The 17,869-nt window shown below is 58.0% G+C and carries 12 protein-coding genes and 2 pseudogenes; 6 read left to right on the plus strand and 8 right to left on the minus strand.

Annotated features, from left to right (window positions below):
* Positions 1–73 precede the first annotated feature (73 nt).
* Together AC0L2J_RS28865 and AC0L2J_RS28870 are read left to right on the plus strand one after the other, a co-directional pair.
* Positions 74–478: pseudogene (locus AC0L2J_RS28865) on the plus strand (IS3 family transposase); the annotation flags it as partial.
* Between the two features lie 1,226 nt (positions 479–1,704).
* On the plus strand, positions 1,705–2,430 hold the full coding sequence (locus AC0L2J_RS28870; RefSeq protein WP_473395265.1) for a helix-turn-helix transcriptional regulator: 726 nt from the start codon (positions 1,705–1,707) through the stop codon (positions 2,428–2,430).
* A gap of 769 nt (positions 2,431–3,199) precedes the next feature.
* On the opposite strand, the pseudogene AC0L2J_RS28875 reads toward AC0L2J_RS28870, so the two are convergent.
* Positions 3,200–3,932, minus strand: a pseudogene (locus tag AC0L2J_RS28875) (outer membrane protein).
* Between the two features lie 795 nt (positions 3,933–4,727).
* On the opposite strand from AC0L2J_RS28875, the gene AC0L2J_RS28880 reads away from it, so the two are divergent.
* Positions 4,728–5,012, plus strand: a complete 285-nt coding sequence (locus AC0L2J_RS28880; RefSeq protein ID WP_473395266.1) for a hypothetical protein — start codon at positions 4,728–4,730, stop codon at positions 5,010–5,012.
* Between the two features lie 103 nt (positions 5,013–5,115).
* Here AC0L2J_RS28880 and AC0L2J_RS28885 read toward each other — a convergent pair whose 3' ends face one another.
* From AC0L2J_RS28885 to AC0L2J_RS28915, 7 genes are all read right to left on the minus strand, one after another.
* Positions 5,116–5,460 (minus strand): hypothetical protein, encoded by a 345-nt coding sequence (locus AC0L2J_RS28885; protein ID WP_473395267.1) that lies wholly within the window; start codon positions 5,458–5,460, stop codon positions 5,116–5,118.
* 1,259 nt (positions 5,461–6,719) lie between these two features.
* Positions 6,720–7,748, minus strand: coding sequence for an LLM class flavin-dependent oxidoreductase (locus AC0L2J_RS28890; RefSeq protein ID WP_473395268.1), 1,029 nt, complete (start codon positions 7,746–7,748; stop codon positions 6,720–6,722).
* 215 nt (positions 7,749–7,963) lie between these two features.
* The gene (hisC, locus tag AC0L2J_RS28895) at positions 7,964–9,061 is read right to left on the minus strand and encodes a histidinol-phosphate transaminase (RefSeq protein ID WP_473395270.1); all 1,098 of its coding nucleotides are present in this window, start codon (positions 9,059–9,061) and stop codon (positions 7,964–7,966) included.
* Between the two features lie 651 nt (positions 9,062–9,712).
* Positions 9,713–10,825 (minus strand): branched-chain amino acid ABC transporter substrate-binding protein, encoded by a 1,113-nt coding sequence (locus tag AC0L2J_RS28900; protein ID WP_473395271.1) that lies wholly within the window; start codon positions 10,823–10,825, stop codon positions 9,713–9,715.
* A 651-nt stretch (positions 10,826–11,476) separates the two neighbouring features.
* Entirely contained in the window at positions 11,477–12,196 is a 720-nt protein-coding gene (locus AC0L2J_RS28905; protein WP_473295507.1) for a MerR family transcriptional regulator, read from the minus strand.
* A gap of 112 nt (positions 12,197–12,308) precedes the next feature.
* On the minus strand, positions 12,309–12,512 hold the full coding sequence (locus tag AC0L2J_RS28910) for a hypothetical protein (protein WP_473395272.1): 204 nt from the start codon (positions 12,510–12,512) through the stop codon (positions 12,309–12,311).
* 2,261 nt (positions 12,513–14,773) lie between these two features.
* Positions 14,774–15,718 carry a LysR family transcriptional regulator gene (locus AC0L2J_RS28915; protein ID WP_007605762.1) on the minus strand — a complete coding sequence of 315 codons (945 nt, stop codon included), beginning with the start codon at positions 15,716–15,718 and terminating at the stop codon, positions 14,774–14,776.
* Positions 15,719–16,183: 465 nt separating this feature from the next.
* On the opposite strand from AC0L2J_RS28915, the gene AC0L2J_RS28920 reads away from it, so the two are divergent.
* The 3 genes from AC0L2J_RS28920 to nodB are packed head-to-tail and all read left to right on the plus strand — an operon-like array spanning position 16,184 to position 17,861.
* The gene (locus AC0L2J_RS28920; RefSeq protein WP_473395273.1) at positions 16,184–16,576 is read left to right on the plus strand and encodes a response regulator transcription factor; all 393 of its coding nucleotides are present in this window, start codon (positions 16,184–16,186) and stop codon (positions 16,574–16,576) included.
* The gene (locus AC0L2J_RS28925; protein ID WP_007600097.1) at positions 16,573–17,205 is read left to right on the plus strand and encodes a NodA family N-acyltransferase; all 633 of its coding nucleotides are present in this window, start codon (positions 16,573–16,575) and stop codon (positions 17,203–17,205) included. Before AC0L2J_RS28920 ends, AC0L2J_RS28925 begins: the two co-directional genes overlap by 4 nt.
* Positions 17,202–17,861: a chitooligosaccharide deacetylase NodB gene (nodB, locus tag AC0L2J_RS28930; RefSeq protein WP_473395274.1), complete on the plus strand. Its 660-nt coding sequence runs from the start codon at positions 17,202–17,204 to the stop codon at positions 17,859–17,861. The genes AC0L2J_RS28925 and nodB overlap by 4 nt, the downstream gene beginning before the upstream one ends.
* Positions 17,862–17,869 lie beyond the last annotated feature (8 nt).

Genomic DNA, 17,869 nt, shown 5'->3' on the forward strand with positions numbered 1-17,869 from the left:
ACAGCGCCGGGCGAAATCGCTAGGCTTCGTGTTGCAGGCCATTCCGGGCGACGGCAATCCGGCTGTTTCTTAGGAAGGCCGCTGCCTACTTCGCGAAGGAAGCGACATGAAGTTCGGCTTCATCGCGAAGCACCGGAACGTCTGGCCGGTGGCATGCCTATGCGAAGCAATGGGCGTATCGCGGTCGGGCTTCCATGCCTGGCTGGACCGATCTCCCAGCGACAGATCCCGCAGCGACGAAGCGGTCGGCCTAAAGGTGAAGGCAAGCTTCCTTGACAGCGACCGGACCTACGGGGCACGCTAACCCAGCGATGGAGAGCTTCTTCTCTTCGCTGAAGACCGAGGCACCGAGCGCAAAATCTATCGCACCAGGAACGAGCCCAGGGCAGATGTGTTCGACTACATCGAGAGGTTCTACAATCCAACCCGACGTCATTCCACGATCGGATACATCAGCCCCGTTGAGTTCGAACGCAGGTGGATTAGCTTAACCCGGTGTCCATCAAACCGGCAGCAGCTCAAGATGCTTAGGTGCCTCAAGGCTCAGATTGTTCGAAGCGCCCTTCATCCCTGCCTGGTGCGATGAGATTAGCTCGGCAATTGCCGCTAGCTCAATCTCGTCAGCGACTAGCGTACGTTACACATCCGTCGCGAGGCGAAAAGCATGCTCGGCGCTAATACGCCCGATTCCTTCGATTGCCCCGAAGCCTGGGGCTGGCCGACACTCGATGGAAAGAACAAACGCAACGTGCTCTGGTCTCCGGCCAATTTCACCCGCATCGGATCTGTCGTATCTAGCAGCCCCTTAGACGAATGCTGACCTGATCCAACGAGGCCGCCGGCTGGGCCACATGGAACGATTATGTGGCGCCGAAACCGTCGATCTAGACGTTCCCGGGATGCGAACGTCATAACGGCGCGCCCAGTCATTGTGCTCCTGCTATGGCTCGACAGCAACACGCAGACGAAATCCCGATACGGATCGCCGAGCGGTGTGGCTTGGCGCTCATCGCGGCACCAGCGAGACGTCGCTGACATAGCCTGAACATGAGCCCGCGGACGCGCGCACCTGAAATCCGAGTTGTGCAAGTTGGATCGCAACCGCGGCTGCGTATCGCTATCCAGCGGCAGCGGACTCGCACGAGCCCGTGCGGCAGTCTCGAAACCTGGTGTCACGGGGATGATCGGCCAGTGCGAAACCGCTGCAGTTTTTCTCTGTGTGACCGTGCCCTGAAACCTTCGTCGAGCAGCAATGTCGCCCGCAAGGCGGGAGGCTGGCCAAAATTAAACATCTTAGGTCGGCAGTTTGCTGGTGCAGAGTACGTTGCCTTGCCAATATTGCCAGCAGGCTGTCGCACTTGCGACGAATGTCGCAATTGCGACAGAGATCGTTGCGCTGGCTTTAGAGGCGGTGTCAAAATTGCTTGTCATTGTGCGAGATTTCGCGAGCGCATTAGCTGGTACGACACTTGCTAGATCGCTTCAGGTCCCTCCGGAAAGAAGCACATGCACAGCCGCTCCATCAAGCGAGTATCCGACCGGGAGAAAGAGCGCTCTGCAGCCCGTGACGAGAATTATGCTTGTCGCATTCGGTCGAGAACTTCGCAAGCAAGAGGAGCCCGAAGTGGCTCCGAAATCCTCTCAGACAGGTTCGGTCAAACCACGCAGTACTGGCCTGCCTAAGTCGGCGGCGCGAGGCGCCAAATGGACTTATTTAGCTTCGTTGAATGTGCAAAAGACACGCGATCTCTCAAGGCGCTGTTCGATCTGCTTGTGAGCTGTTCGAGCGAACAGGGCTTCAGTCAAGTGGCTTACGGATCACTGACCGACACGGGGCCGACTCGCCTGCCAGAGTATCTCCGAGCGGCGGTGACGGTGAACTTTCCTTCGGATTGGTGCGAGCGCTATTCTGAACGCAGGTACAATGCCATTGACCCCGTGGTTCGGCGGACGACGATGCTATCGGCGCCGTTTCTATGGGATCAACTCGCCGACCAACATCAATTGCAACCGGGCGAAACGCGGGTGTTGAATGAGGCCAGAGAGGCCGGCCTGAAGCATGGCGTGACCGTACCACTGTTTGGACCATTCGGACGGCTATCCGTCGCATCGTTTGCGTCCAACTTCGACGATGCCGACCCTGAGCATCGTCTCAGTCATCTCAACGCATTGGCTTGGCAGTTTCATCATGCGTTTGCAGAGATCGCGCCTTCATCGGAGGAGAGATGCCAAATGCAAGTGGCTCTATCCGAACGAGAGAAGGACTGCCTCCGGTGGGTCGAACAGGGAAAATCATCTTGGGAAATCGGCGTGATTCTGAAGGTTAGCGAGAATACCGTCAACTTTCACCTCAAGAACGCAATGCGAAAGCTAGAGACGAACAGCCGTACCCACTGCGTCGTCAAGGCGATTCGCCTTGGTCTTATTTGAATTGATATATGCGACCCAGGCAAGCGAGCGACATCATTTCTTGATAATAGCTGCGAGCAGCGCGCTCACTCCGATGTCGCCTTAGATGCGGCCGCTGTTGCCATAAATAGGCTGGCAAGTGTGTCGTCCCGATCGTCATTGGTAGACAAACGTATTCTGCCGATGGTGGTTGGTCGTGGGTCGAAAGCGGGAGAGGTTCACACGAACTCCGATAGTCCGACGCGGGTTGACATGAGGGCGGGCCGTTCGCCGCATCCTTGATTGCGTGCGGTCAGAGTGATCTTCAGCGCAAGCGTATTCATTGGCGCGTAGCCCGACCCTTCGAGCCCGTGCTGCTGGCCCGCTCAAGGGTGGGCGCGCATGCAACTGGCCAAGACATGCACGCTGGATGTTCCTCTTGCCCGTCAATCTGGCTGCCCAATCCAGCCGGAAACTTAGTTAAGCGCACGATTCCCCTATTCTGCGGACGCGCTCTTTACGGGTTAGTCCCTGTGAACGTGTGGTCGAGTGGGCACCAGAGCAAAAGAAGCCTGCTCGGGCGCGACGTTGCCAACTCGAACAGCAGATTCGGAAGATACGGGCCTCATCTGCCGGGTTCGTCATCCTCGCGTAAGTGAGGGGGGCGGAGATTGCGACGACTAGCGCAGGGGAACGGCTTTCTCGGGAAGCGCGGTCTCCCGGAATCCTGTTTGCCTCCTGTACACTAGGCCAACAAGTCCAAAAAAAGCCCGGCGGGCCGGGGCTTTCGATTCGCCGATTGAACGATAGATCAATATTTGAGAAGAATAGGACCGCCGAACTTGTAATTGAGCCGTGCAGTCAGAAGATCCAAATCCTGGCGGACGCGAACGTTCCCACCACCCGGTGCGGCGAAGTTCACCGTGGTAGGCTGAATGAATACATGATCGTACTCGAGGCCAGCCGACCAGTTCGGTGAAGCCGTACTCGATGCCGGCTCCCAACGCGCCGCCCCAAAGAACGTGCTCGCTGTTCCAAGCTGCGCGCCCCGTGAGGGTCGAGCTTATCTGAAAGGCGTTGCTCGTGACTGCGGCGCCGCCTTTAGCATAAAGCAGTACGTTGTCGAACGTATAGCCGATCTGCCCCGTTACCAGGCCGAAGGAATCAATCTTGGTCTGATTGACATCCGAAAAGGCGACACTAACATTCGAGCCGGTCAAATCGACCCAGTTTCCCTGGCGTCAAGACCAAGCACGAGCTGGCCCATCTGCCATCGATAGCCGATCTGGCCACCAACGGTCGCGCCGGTCGCATCATGACAGCCCTCGGGCGTGCCGCCATTGAAATCCCAGAATCGAGCTTGAGCCCAAGCCACCGTCCATGCCGATATAGTAACCGCTCCAGTCGTAGATTGCAGCCGCGACAAGCTGCGGAGCTTTGGTGTAGAGAGGCTGGACGGGCTGAGCAGCCAGATCCGCGCCGAATGCGGGCGCCACCGCGCAAAGCGCCACAATGATTCCCATCGCAAGCAACAAGTTCTTCATTGTTACTCTCATGTCTTGAGTGCCCCAAGCCTCGTGCGTTTTAACAACGTCCGCGCCAATTGCTGTAACTGCATCGCAACATTCGCGCCTAAAGGAATGTTCGAGCCGAACGCTGGGTCAGGTTGCGGCATTTCAGGTCATCTCCAACTACGTCCGCAATGCTCGGTCGCGTGCGAAGACAGCGAGCTCAGGTGTGGACGAAAGCGGGGATGCTGATTCAGCGGATGAAGCGTGCCGAAAGCCAGATGACCCCCAGCGAGACCGCAACCGAGAAGAGCAAAGCGCCTTGCAAGGTCTTCGCTTGTATCCTGTGGCGCCATCTAAGGAGCTGCGATGAGCAACCCGTGAAGCGACAACCGCGTACAACAGCTATTACTTCATCGCCATCTGTGAACCGGAAGTGCGCGCTATGCTTGCGAATTTACGCCAGGCGCTCGGTGGGTGAGAGGCACTGTGCCCATACCTCCCATGCCTCATCATCAAAACCGCGCTATTTTCAAGGATTTCGGCGAGCCGCTCGTCAGGCTTCATGATGCATCCGCTGTACTGACTATCGCGGATCGAGTTCTAGGAAGAAAACCGCACCTTCGAAACCTCTCAGTTTAGGTAGGCTACATCAGCGATCGAAATCGGCCAGGAACTATTGGGTCACGCTCAGCGCAACGTTGATCCTGACGCGAGATCAAAGCGACGTCGGGCGAGCGTTCTGGATCTCTCTTCTCGTAGCCTGACACAGCTCTGCAGATCAGTCGTGGAGCAGTCCACGCCCTGATCGTTGCACGAAAGAAACTCGTGATGGGCATCGATGTGGTGTGGTCAGTGGTGCAATCTCCCGACGGCATCGTCCCACCCGGTGCGCAATCGGCGCAACTGTCGTCGCGCGCCGGCTGTTTGCGGGTCGGCAGGCTGCCAGCCGGCCGCATTGAAGTGCAAGGGGGCCGCACCCATCCACTGAGACAGGCCGGAATTGCGATTGTCGCCGTGATGGTGCCGGAGAAGGTGGCGCAGCCACGTTTCCCTCCTACTGACGAGACAATCTGTGATGAGAAAGACGCTGCTCTACGTGCACGAGTGACTTAACCCACGTTAAGCAGAATTCCGCCAGGTGCTAGGCGAAACCGCGAGTTGATTGGACGAGCACAGCCAAATGTCGCGGCAAGCGCTCGATGGAGCGGAGCATGCATCAAGGCAGCTTGGGATGAGCGCTGGCGATACCTACTTCGCTACGAGGATGCTGAGTGCGGCGCGGTTCGCTAGACATGAACATTTTCATTGCAGAGTCGAGCGATGTGTATGCTCGGTCGCGGACCGCCTGCGGCAAATCGGGAGTTGCATCAATTGCAGCGCGCGCGTCGCTCATGATCTTATCCTTTGCGGCAAGAAGCTTTGCGTCTAACATTACGTGAAGCGTCTCTCGAACGTCAGGTGGGATCGAGCTGTCGCCGTCGATCAATTCTCTAAGCTTCCAAAACATACGCTCGACCGCTACCATCGACCCGAGGACTGACATCAGTCTTGGTGACATCATCGGCTATCTCCTTCTACAGCCAGATTCTGGCGAGCATCCCAGCGAAATCAGATTTGTCCCGTTTGACACCGGCGCGCGAGGCGACGCCTGATTAGGCGAATGACCTGGATACATTTGCCACTGCTACGCCCCAGCGGGGGTGAGACGGACGTTTGAGTTATGCTCAAGGGAAACTCGCCAGGTGTCCGAGTTGCGAGCAAAGCATCTCCCTTCCTGTGCTCTAGGCCGTACGCGTGCGGTGGCTCACGTTCAAAACCGAGATGGAGCGTGTCCGCCGCGTTCCATTTGCTACAAGACTTGCTACAGCCGGACTGGAACTCTTGGTGGCACGCGTCCGTGCTCTTTCGTTTGTTCACTCGGATCGCTCTGTTGACGAGACCGAATCGACTGAGTGATCCCGGTCACGCAAGGATGGTCATCCGATGTCCAAGTGCTCGGGGCGCCGACGCGTTTTGTGATTGCGTAGGGCATCGAGATCGAGCCTCGCGGTCTGGCGACGGTGTGTTGGTCGGGCGGCAGGTTGACCTCGATAAATCTTTTGATGTTCCATTGGCTGTCTGGTTGAGCCGAGGTGATATCAACTTGAACGCACAGATCATTTCCATGTGCCGCTTCCGTATGTTGATCCATTCTCTCTTACTGTCCTCGTCACTGCACGGCTATGCTGTGCAAACCGTGCATTTCACCCACCAGCGGCCACCGCGTTTCTCCGCACGCAACTTGCCGCGGCGGATCCGAGAGAGCACGGCTTCAGGGCTTATGTGATTCATAGCCGCGAACCGCTGAACAGTGAGGTAGTCATCATGGAGAGGTGGCGGGGTGCTAATGCCGTGCGCAGCCAGCAGAATGCGTAGCGAAGCCAACTCCGCCAGCACGATCTCGAGCTTACGCGCGATCTCCTCCGTCTGGTCCGAGCGCCGCCGGCACTGCGTCACGACAGGCCCGACCGGGCGATAGGGCACACCTTGAATTCATGTGAAATGCGATTGACGAACTGGCGCGCCAAAGCGGCATCAGCGTGAGCTAACTCACCTGTCCATCCCGGCCACTGTTCGGTCGATACCAACGCCCGCAAAATTAGAGTCAGGGCATTTACTGCCGTAGAGCGTCCTGTTTGGTAATGTAGTCGAACGGATCGCATGCGCGTAATGGCCCGAGCAGCCTGATCGATGCATTCGGCTGCGGTACTCATTGGCCTCGCTGTCGCCATTTATTGCCGGGTCAAGGGCGAAGTTATTGGAACCGCTGTCGGGTCACCGTCAGCGATCTGCCGCTATGAGCTCGGAGTGAATGGCATTTGCGGTGTTGAGGCAGGCATCCAGTGACAGAGATCCGAAGGCGAGCTGGCAAAGGAGATAGTTGGCGCCTGCCTCTTCCAGGTGATCGAGAAGAGTTTGGCGCACCGAAGCGGGCGTTCCGACAACGCACAGTTCACTGTCGATTGCGGCATCCAAGGACAGGGGCAGGTTAGATGGAGGCGGGATGTCATTGAGTTCGTACAGGAACTTAAAGCTTCTGAGCCATGCTTCGTAGGCTGGCGCGGCGAGGGAATGGGCCCCTGCTTCAGTGCTGGCAATCACAACCATGCGGAGCAATGCAAGAAATGGTGCTGAACTGTTGGCGTCACCCTCGGCGTTTTGATGAGCGCGATAGACATCGGTTATCTTGCGAACCGCAGAAGAAGGGCCCATGCACGCGAGATTGGCGCCATTTGCCGCCGCCCAGCGGGCGGAGTCTGGCCGATTTGTCGCAATCCATGTCGGGGGACAAGGACGCTGGTGAGGTGAAAGCGTCAAAGGGACGTCGCTCAGCGCAAAATGCTGCCCTTCGTATGAGAGCGGGCCCCCATTCATCGCGCCAACGAAGATTTGGGAAGCTTCCTCGTAACGGCTCGAGGCCACATCGGCTCCAACGCCAAAATAGCTCAATTCGATCGGCAGAGAGCCGCGACCAAGGCCGATCTCTACCCTGCCGCCGCTCAGGTGATCCAACATGCAGATCTCCTCGAATGCACGCAGCGGGTGGTAGAGGTTGAGCAGCATGACTAAAGGACCGACGCGAAGTCGCCGTGTGCGTTGTATGACGCTTGACAGAAACAAGTTCGGCGACGGACCCAGTCCATGCGGAGTGCAATGATGCTCCGCCAGATGATAGGCATAGAAACCGAGCCGGTCGTAGGCCTCCGCTAGGGTAAGGCGGTCAGCGTATTGCCGGGTGATATCGCGGCCGTCCTCGTCAAGATGATCAAAGATGCCGCAGGTCAGGTTTGAGGGAACAACGTTTGTCACTCAGTTATCTCCTATATAGACAGGACCGGAGTCCGCCGGGTTCGGGAGTCCAAGAGGCGCTCGCAGGCAATGCGCTGTATTATTGCGAAGCCGTTCACAAAGGTCACAATGCGGCGACTGGAGAACAACTGACCGAGGGCTGTGTCGCGAAGCTGCATCATGTGTGGGTCCGGATCGATTACGACGGAGATCTGTGAGATGAGTGGAAGGGACCCCTAGCCACGACATCCCACTTTCCTAAGAACGCTGCCGACGGCCGCAAGAAACGCATCCATCTGACGCTTTGTACCGATGCTAACCCGAATGCACTCTTCGAGGCCGGCATCCGGAAAGAAGGCAACAAGGACTCTCTGGTCTTGCAACGCCGCCTGCCACCATCTGCCACCCTGGCCTACCGGCACACGGGCGAGGAGGAAGTTCGCGTGGGAAGGCGTTACAGAGAACCCAAATTCAGAGAGGGCGGCGGCTACGCGCTGGCGCTCAAGCCTGACGTGGCGATGGTTCTCCTCATAGGCGTCGCGATGCGCAAGGACGCTCATCCCCACGGCGTGAGCGACCACATTCATGTTGAAAACATTCTGCATGTTGCGAAGCCGCCCGATCAGCTCGTGATGGCCGAAACCGAAGCCGACGCGAATGCCAGCGGCCGAATAACTCTTGGAAAATGTGCGCAGGACCAGAAGATTCGAATGGCGCTCAACGAGGCGTAGGCCGTCCTCAGGTGCGAAATCGACGTAAGCTTCGTCCAGTACGATCAATCGGTCAGATCGTGCAACGAGGCGTTCGATCTCAGCGAGCGGAACAAAGGTTCCCGTCGGATTGTTCGGATTGGCCAGCAGAATGAACTTGGCCTGTTTAGCCGCACCGAAAAGCAGCTCGTCCATCGGCAAGCAGTCCGGTTCAGACCAGGAAATTTCAATGAAGCGGGCCCCTTGCAACATGGCAAGCTTGCGATTGAATGAAAAACCCGGCGACATCATTGCAACGTGGTCGCCCGGGGCAAGAAAGGCTCTGTAAATGAGGCTGAGCAGTTCAGACGATCCATTGCCAGCCATGACGCGATCAGTTGCAATGCCATAGGCAGCTGCGGCCGCTTGCCTCAAGCTGACATTGTCGTCTTCTGGATAGCGGTATTGCAGCTCGAGAGCTGCAATTGCGCTTCGCATCACGACGCCTGGCAAGGGAAAGGGGTTCTCGTTCGTGTTTAGTTTCACGCAATTGCTGTCGGTGGTGGGCCGCCCGGACGGTAGAGCATTCAATTCCCGAGCCACCGGCGAGAGCGCGGAAAGGATAGTCTGCAACTTTGCATCCAAAGTGGTGTCTCCGTTTTTGTCGACGAGAGTAGTTGAGGGCGTTCGGCGAGCTACGTGGGTGCGTGCGCTTTGTTCGGACCCGAGAAGCGCGAGGCCCGCGTGAATGTGAGTGTTGGGAGGCGGACTTAGCTCTAAGGGCCGTACCGGATCAGACTCCGTCTCAAGGCCCGAAAGCGATCAGCACGGATCAGGCGTCGCACGGCGTTTTCCGAGCCAATACCTGCTTCCAGGAAAGGGATGGAAGGCCACGTCCCTCGACCGAACAGCGCAGCTAACGATTGGCTCGAACCCGCGCAATCCGCAGACGGACTGCGCGTGACTGACATCGTTTCACGACGTACGTTCGTCGTAGAGACTTCCTGACAGCTCACTCCCGAGAGCGAGCCGGGCATCAATTTCACTGGCTGGAAGAAGACACCGGTCTTCGTCGGCCTTACGAATGTGGATGTGATGCTCACTGCAGTGGTACCAGACGAATGGGAACGTACTCTTCGGGCGGCCCTGCGCGCGCGCACGATAGCTGTGATAGCATTGCTGCGAGGGTGAGAAATGCTGCGACTGCGGCGATTGCGAGGCACGTGAGCAGCGCGTAATCGATATATCGAGGATGGTTCATCATTCGAACGCTTCGTACGGTGTTGGCACGAGCGGTCAGTTCTGCTCTACCGCTTCGACGGTATTGTCGCGCCAGCGGTAAACGATGAAGCCAGGATCGGCATTGTCTCCCTTGGAGTCGAATCTAACAGTGCCAATAGCCGTGTCGATTGACTCGGAGCGGAGGGCCGCAGCGACCCGCATAGCATCGAAGGTGCCGGCCCGTTTGACGGAGTCGGCCCATGCTTGAACCGCGGCATAAGCGTAGAGCGTGTAACCTGCGGCGGTTAGGCTCGAACCCTTGAGCTTGGCGACAGCAGCTGCGCCTGCAGCATTCTTCGTCGGGTCCGGCATAAAGGTAAAGAGCGTGCCGTTCGCGGCCTCGCCGGCAACGGCCCAAAAGTCGGTTGTCATCAGCGGATCATTGGCGATCACGGTCAGACGTGCGCCCGCCTCCGCGGCTTGACGCACGATCAGGCCGATCTCGTTGTAATAGCCGCCGATATAGACGAGCTGGATTCCCTCTCGCTTCAGTCGCGAAACGAGAGCGGTATAACCCTTCTCGCCTGCAACATAGCTTTGTCGAACGGGATGCTCGCCGGCTGCACGAAGGCGCGATTCAACGATATCGGCGATACCCCTGCCTGCTGTGCTCTTGTCGTCGACGACTGCGAGCTTTGCACCTTGGTGATGCCGCGCGATGTATTCGGCGGCAACTCTGCCTTGCTGGTCATCGCGGCCGCAAATCCGAAACAGGGTCGTTAGGCCACGCTCTGTCAGACGGGGATTGGTGGACCCAGGTGACATCTGAATTACCTCGGCTTCGGCGTATATGTCTGAAGCCGGAGTCGACGAAGATGAACAGAAGTGACCAACGACGAGCTTGATCCCGTCACTTGTCAGGCGATTGGCAACAGCGACGGCCTGCTTGGGATCGCATGCATCGTCCGCGATCTTCAATATGAGCCTTGTGTCAGGCAGCAGACCCGAAGCATTTATCGAATCTACAGCTGCGGCCGCTCCATCGCGTATCTGCGCGCCGAGCGCCGCAGTGCTTCCCGTCATTGGACCGGCTATGGCAATGTAAACATCTTCTGCCTTGCCGCTCGAGCTCAGGGCCAAAGAAAGGAGCGCAGCAGCTGCAAGCCTGTGAACGCGAAGGACCGACATGTAGGGCTCCCGATGTCTCGCGCTACGACTTGGTCTGCTTCGCCATCCTGGTATGACGGCGACCAACAATCCGGCGCAATGATGTTTGAGTCGAACTCAGGTTGGGTACGGATGGGCTCAGGTTGTTGCCAGGTTGGGCATAAGCGTCGGGCGGACACGGACGAATGGACGTTCCGAAACTAGTCAGGAGAAGGGGTCTAAGGCTGACAGGACCAATATCGAACATCCCGCCGATACCCGGTACTCGCGCCAATCTTCCGTGCTCGACAGACGTGCGCCGAGGAGACGCTTGGACGGCGCGGGACGATCATCGAGCGACGGGTTCTCGTGGAGAACTCTCACCGAGAACGTCCGTAAGTGGTGCCGGTCATCGGAGTCTCCCTTAATTTAGCCGACGCTCTGTCCGTCGCCCCGCTACTGCGTCGATGCTTTTAGAAGGTACAATGTGACGCTACGTACGAATCAAGTACTTTGAAGCGTGCTCGTGGAGGTTGATTGCCAAAGATCCGCAGAGCGAAACACCAAATAGCGGGACAACGCAGCTTTGGAGGCGAACTGCTAGGCACCAAACGATCCTGGCTCAGACAAGGATCACCATGAGCTCATTGGGTTTGGCGACATTCCAGTGGGAGGGCGCCGCAACGGGTGCGCTCAATTCTTTCCCAGCTGGTCCTCCAACGCGGCGAGGGCGAGATCGAGGTATCGCATGAGGCTCGCATCCCAGCCGGCGAGATTGTGTGGTTCGGTCAATCGCGTCAGCACCTTAAGTATCATCGAGACAGTCGAATCAACTCCTGCGATCTCAGTCAGCAGCGAACGGGCCTGACGCGCGATTGCATTTGCCCGCTCGCAGCACGGAGGCTCGCCCTGGTCCATGCAGCTGCGCAGCTCGTCCCGAATCTTTCGCCACCGATCTTCGCGGCTAGCGTTAGAGGCGCACGTGCAGATGGCAGAGGGGGTACGCTCCTCAATCCGCGACATGGCATCTAGCGTCGCCGGCAGCTCGTCGACACTGACTTCTGTCTCACCTTGCGTCGTCATAGTGCGCAATCGATCCCGTAATAATGTCGCGCGCGCGACTTGAAGCTCAATCCGCTCCAGATGGTTTCGCAACAGGTCCGTGAGAGATGTCCGCCCCTCGATCGCCTTGCGGATCTCAGGAAGCGAGAAGCCGAGCTCACGTAGAGCGCGAATCTGGGAGACGCGTTGTAGGCTTTCCCGATCGTACATGCGGTGACCGCCACAGGTACGTTCCGACACCGTCAATAACCCGGTATGTTCGTAATGATGCAGAGTGCGTACGGTTACACCGGTCGCCTCTGCAAGTTCTCCAATGCGCCATCGGCGCCGTCGTGGTATCGCGTTTGTCATGATCCTCAATTTGCAAGCCTACAACCTGACGTCACGTGAGAATCAAGTTATTTCAATGATCTAGATGATGCGGCTCTTGCAGGCCCCAGAAGGTTAGAGTGCATGCCGGTGCTCAAGCGGCCGAGACAAGTGCAAGCATCAAGTGCGCGAGCGACGCCAATTCGTCCCTCGCTGCGCGTTGCATCACAAGTCCGGCGATCGCCACGCGATTCTCGCTGGTTCGCATGCATGACGGTAAAGACGCGATGGCTTGATCGAACAGCCTTCCCAAGCTCGCGAGATCATCCGGATCGTAGACTCCGCTCGGCTTTTCCAACAGAAACCTCCTTTGATGATTGCACTCGCGCCGCACGTGACGAAGCCGTTTGGCTGTGGTGGGGCAAAAAGGAGACGGAGCGGCGACGTGAGTGAAAGAATGTGACAGGTGCGTCCACGTGATGCCGTTGTGCAACATGGCGTTTGCTTCCTCTGCCCGACAGTGCGCTAGCCCAAAGTGTGTAATATCTCCTCGTCCTGCAGCAGCAGTGGCTATTCTGCGGCCTGATCATCAGGAAAGCGAAAGCATGTGCGTGGCAACCCGCTGAGACACGGCCTCCCGAAACGGCGGCCCCAGACACCGCACTGATCTGACAAGATGGCTTTCTTTCAGTCGCAATCCTTGCTGTGACGTCTATTACCTAGGCGCGCGGTGCTGTTGATTGGGTTGATTATCGTAGATCAGTCGCACGATCACGTACGCGGCGCGGCGGCCGGCTCGGCGCCTAACAGCTTTTTCGACCGTCGGCTAGCCCTGTTGTGTTGGCACTGTGGGCTCGAAGGCGTCGCTCGCGCGATTGCTACCCAGGTTTTCAGCGCCGGAAGATGATGGCTGCTCTTCAACGACGCAGGTCCGCCGCCGTAAACGTCGGGAGAATGGGGAAGGCGGAGCTCAAGACCAGTCCTGACGACATCATCTCAACGCAGGCGCATCTGAAGCACCTGGCAAAACGTGCTCCCAATTTAAGGACCGGGTCTCGAACAATCGTGCCATATCCGTTGCATGTGGCGGCACTCAAAACGCGTCTACGGCCGCCCCAGGCGCCACGCGCTCACGCCCGGGGAAAGCCCTGGCATAACTAATACAGCAGCGTGTTTAGGCGTGCGCCGGCTCGGTGTCGCGGAGCGCAGTACATCGGACGGCCCTCGGCTGATGTGATCCACCCGAAGTGCAAGGATCGCTGGCGACACTGCCTTTGCAGATCACTTGGCAAGCCTTTGGTAGCCTCGCTATACGGGTCCGCAATAGCAAAGCAGAGATGCTGTAGCTTGGTGGAGGAGTTTAATGCGCGTCTTAAGACCGTGCTCAAGCCAAAGCGACTCCCCAGATCGGGGGGGCAGTGTCTGGCGGATTCGCCGTAAGGATCCCATCGAACATAAGGCTCGACGGCGAGCTGTCGCGGTATTGGCTTGCTCGTCCGGCCGCTCACTCACTCAATTCCAGCCTCTAACGGTATCGCTTTGGCAAGCGCGCTGGACATAGATGCTTCGGGTAAGATAGGCAAATCATCTTGCCGCAGCAAAGGAGCCCTTCGGGGTTAGCGGTGTGAGTCACGCCGCGATCTTTCGAAAAACACGGTTGTTGCGACATCGGAAAGAAGGACCCGGCGCCGATGATCCGATTTGGCTCGGGTGAACATGTCGGCCGAAATAATCGAAAGCTGGAGGAGGAGCAGGCTTGGCGAATGGGAGCGGCGAGCGCTTACGCGGGCGCACCTTGGCACGGTTGCGGTCCTCTCATCATGAACACTCCTCACCGCAACACGCGCGCAGCCGGAAAAGTGCCGCCAGCTGATGTCACTTGATCCGGGTTGATCCTGCGGTCTGCAAGCTTGCAGTTGCACTCGATCGCGCGGCATCGCGCGCATCGAGAGGAAGATAAGCGCCGTCGAGAGAGGAAGTGTTCCGAATTTCCATTGTGACATTGTGCAAAGACACGCAGTCTTCCCCGCCCATCCGGGTTTGCGCGAGCTGGCGGTTGGCTTTGGGGTGCGCGATCGTGGGTGGCGTTTGCGTTCAGCTTTCATACTGATTCGACCTGAACGAGCAGGCAGCGCCTCTGCCGGTCATCAGCCATTTGTATCTAGTGGCGCGCTTCGGGACTAACTCCATCGCTGTTGAAGGCAATGAGATCCACCAGTTCAGGCAAACAGCGATGCGGGTTCGCTACCAGGTGAAGCCTGCAACTTCGATCGCGGGTGCTGGCCTTGAACCTGACGCGGCGTGCGATTCAGAAGCGAGTTTGGTGCTGAGGCCGAACATTGTTCGCCGGACAGGCCACATAATTTTTGCGTACTCTGAAGCTGGCGCATGCACCTGTGATGCGGTCCCGTCCGGATCAGTGGAAAGTCCTTAGCCGCCAAGCGAGCTGTGTGATGCGCAGGATCGTCACGGCACCGCGAGTCAATCGGCTGCGACCCGACCAAACTACGCTTAAGCGCGCTTTTTTTCACTATGCCAAACGTCAACCAGAGGACCGGGGGCTTCGGGCCTGGCGTAAGTCCGGTTAGCGGGAGCAGGCCGCAACCGGCCCGAACAGTCCTAGGACGGGCCGTGACATTGGCTGATCTCGGACGGAGAGACCATCGTGGATGCCTGCTGCAAGAATATGTTGCGCAACCACATGCTTGCAGGATCAGTATTATGAATGGCGGGCCATTGGACGGCCTCTGTGAATGTGAGAAGTCGCAGGGGAGGTTCGACAACCCGCAGCGGCATCGTCTGTGCGAAATGGCTGACCAATCTTGAGGGCATGCTCGCTATACGGTTGGTGCCCAATAACATAGGCGGAATCATGCCAAAACCCTGCACCGCGACCTCGGTGCGTATCTTGAAACCATGCTCGAGCAAGAGCCATTCGTGGAAGGAGGGCCTCAAGGAGCGCCCGAACTGGGCTTCCACGTGCCCGATCGAGATGTATTTCTCGAACGTGAGACGCGAAGCGAGCTGCTTGTTCATGGGGCAGCCCACGCAGACAAAAGTGTCCTCGAACAGAGCCGCCTTCGGATGCGCGCTCGACATGAACATCTGCGGATACATGAGAAAATCGACTTCACCGCGCCGGAGAAGCTCATCAGGTTCCTCTGCGGGCGGCAGCAACTCGAAACTGATTGTTGGTGCTTCCCGCGCGACGCGGTCCACGACCCCTCGAAGAAACACGACAGTCATGAAGTCGGACAGGATGATCCTAAATCGCCGATTCGATTGAGACGGATCGAAGCCGTCTGGAGAAATAATGGAGTGCTGAATGTGAGCGAGAGCCTCGCGAATCGGGGCTGCGAGCGCTTCAGCCCGCGGCGTTGGGACAAGCTTCCGTCCTTTCATGGTGAATAGCTCATCGCGAAAGTAAGTGCGAAGCCGCGCAACGGCGGCACTCATGGCAGGTTGACTGAGGTTGATGCTTCTTGCCGCCGTCGTGAGATTGCCTTGCGTCACCAGGGCGTCGAACGCAACGAGGAGATTCAGATCAAGGCCCTTGAAACGCATAATCCGGAGCGATCCACGCTGTGAATGTGTTCTATCGATATAATCGATTTTACCATTTGTACCGAATGAGGATAGCAAACGATAGTTTAGCGAGATGTCAGATCCATCAGAATGGTTACAAACCGTTGCGCGTCTCAGCCCAGCGCTAGGTATCAATCAAGACGTCTCGATCGAGCGGTCGCAGTTTCGCGCGTGTTGCGCAAGCCATATCGCCGTGAGCTAGAACGATCGGAATCCGCAAAGTTGCGCGGGCGTATACGACGAGCAAACCATCGTATGGCTTCGCCAACCCATTCTATATCCACCGTGTACCGCCGTAGAATTGAGCGAACCCTCAACCAGGCCGTAGATTGCCGTCCGGTCGCACCCCTCCGGTTGCGGGTGCCAAATGTGCCTTGGTCGCATCCGATTGGATTGCGTCCTTGCGACGGTGAAATCGTGCGGAACATGCAAGCGAGGGCGTCCTTGGCGAATCTGATGAAAGTTGCGCGCACGCGCGATGTGGTCGCGATTGTGAATGCAGATCAGTCAGTGCGTGAAGATTTCACGGATATGGTGTTCTCCGCAGGCTGCGTGCCTGAACCCTTCGAGAGCGCAGAGGGGTTCTCGAAATCAGACCGCCGTTCGATCACGTCGTGCTTGATCGCGGACATGCACTCGAGCGCGATGAGTGGCCTCGAGCTCTTCGAGGATCTGGTTGCATCCGGAGGCACGATTCCCACCGTTCTGCTCACAGGCCACTCCGAACACGATGTGAGGCGAGGCCCTGGACTCCAGTTCATGAGCAAGCCTTTCGAAGGTAGCGAACTGCTGCCCTGCGTCAGGAGCCAGATAGCGAAGAGGAATGACGCCCTATGAACATGATCGCGCCCGAATCCACACGAGGTGTTTCGGCGCGCCCTCCAGTCCGTTGGAGGTTGTGCTGGGAGAATGACCTTGAACTTGCTGACCATATTGAATTATCCGACTTCTTCCGGAAGACTTATGGTCCGACCGGGGAATTCAATGCAAAGCCCTTTGAAGGTCATCGAAGCTGGGCCGGCGCAAGGCCTGAAATTCGGGCAATCGGCTACGATGATCGTGGCGTTGCGATTCACATCGCGGCACTACGCCGCTTCATAAAAATTGGTCAGACCGATCTGCTCGTGGCTGAACTCGGATTGTACGGGGTTCGCCCGGATCTGGAGGGGCTTGGAATAACCCACTCGATCCGAGTGATGTATCCCGTATTGCGAGATCTTGGCGTGCCGTTCGGCTTTGGCACGGTCCGAGCTGCCCTGCAGAAACATATTACCAGGCTGCTCGGGCGACAGGGATTGGCGACTGTTCTGCCAGGGCTCCGCGTCCGGTCCGCTCGTCCGGACATCTACCTCACTGTGCCTCCGACGCGTGTGGAGGACGTGGTCGGCCTCGTTCTGCCGATTGCGAGACCCATGAGCGAATGGCCGGCGGGTGACACGATCGAACGGAACGGGCCAGAACTGTGAGGTCCACAAACGACGCGACTGAAGCGCGGAGCGACTACGCCGATGCCGGCGGAGAGCCTTGCGTCTATCTGAGCTTTGATGATGGTCCCAACCCGCTTTGCACGCCGGCTATCCTGGATGTTCTGGCGCAGCATCGGACGCCCGCCACCTTCTGCGTGATCGGTGCATACGCGGCGGCCCAACCGCAGCTGATCCAGCGCATCATTGCAGAAGGGCACGAGGTCGCAAACCACACAATGACGCACCCGGACTTGGCCAAATGCATACCGGATGAGGTGGAATACGAGATCCTCACGACGAATAAGGTCATTGGAATGGCCTGCCCCGGGGCCTCTGTGCGGCACATGCGTGCGCCGTACGGGATCTGGAGCAAGGAGGCCTTCGCCGCCTCGGCGAAGGCCGAACTGGCAGCCCTGCACTGGTCAGTCGACCCGCAAGACTGGTCGCGTCCCGGCGTCGAGGCGATTGTTGCCGCGGTGCTGGCCTCGGTCCAGCCGGGCGCAATCGTGCTCCTGCACGACGGATGCCCTCCCGACGAGTTGGGACGCTGCCCTCATGCTGGTCGGCGCGACCAGACCGTGACGGCGCTCGCCCAACTCATTCCAGCACTGCATGACCGTGGATTTGCAATCCGGTCGCTTCCTCAACCTCACTGAATAGATCG

Source organism: Bradyrhizobium sp. MV1.5, from assembly GCF_055807615.1.

What these genes read in the sequence shown, in the direction of transcription:
- AC0L2J_RS28870 (WP_473395265.1), top strand. Translation starts at nt 1,705, where the DNA reads ATGGACTTATTTAGCTTCGTTGAATGTGCAAAAGACACGCGATCTCTC.
- AC0L2J_RS28880 (WP_473395266.1), top strand. Translation starts at nt 4,728, where the DNA reads ATGGGCATCGATGTGGTGTGGTCAGTGGTGCAATCTCCCGACGGCATC.
- AC0L2J_RS28885 (WP_473395267.1), bottom strand. Translation starts at nt 5,460, where the DNA reads ATGATGTCACCAAGACTGATGTCAGTCCTCGGGTCGATGGTAGCGGTC.
- AC0L2J_RS28900 (WP_473395271.1), bottom strand. Translation starts at nt 10,825, where the DNA reads ATGTCGGTCCTTCGCGTTCACAGGCTTGCAGCTGCTGCGCTCCTTTCT.
- AC0L2J_RS28905 (WP_473295507.1), bottom strand. Translation starts at nt 12,196, where the DNA reads ATGACAAACGCGATACCACGACGGCGCCGATGGCGCATTGGAGAACTT.
- AC0L2J_RS28915 (WP_007605762.1), bottom strand. Translation starts at nt 15,718, where the DNA reads ATGCGTTTCAAGGGCCTTGATCTGAATCTCCTCGTTGCGTTCGACGCC.
- AC0L2J_RS28925 (WP_007600097.1), top strand. Translation starts at nt 16,573, where the DNA reads ATGAACATGATCGCGCCCGAATCCACACGAGGTGTTTCGGCGCGCCCT.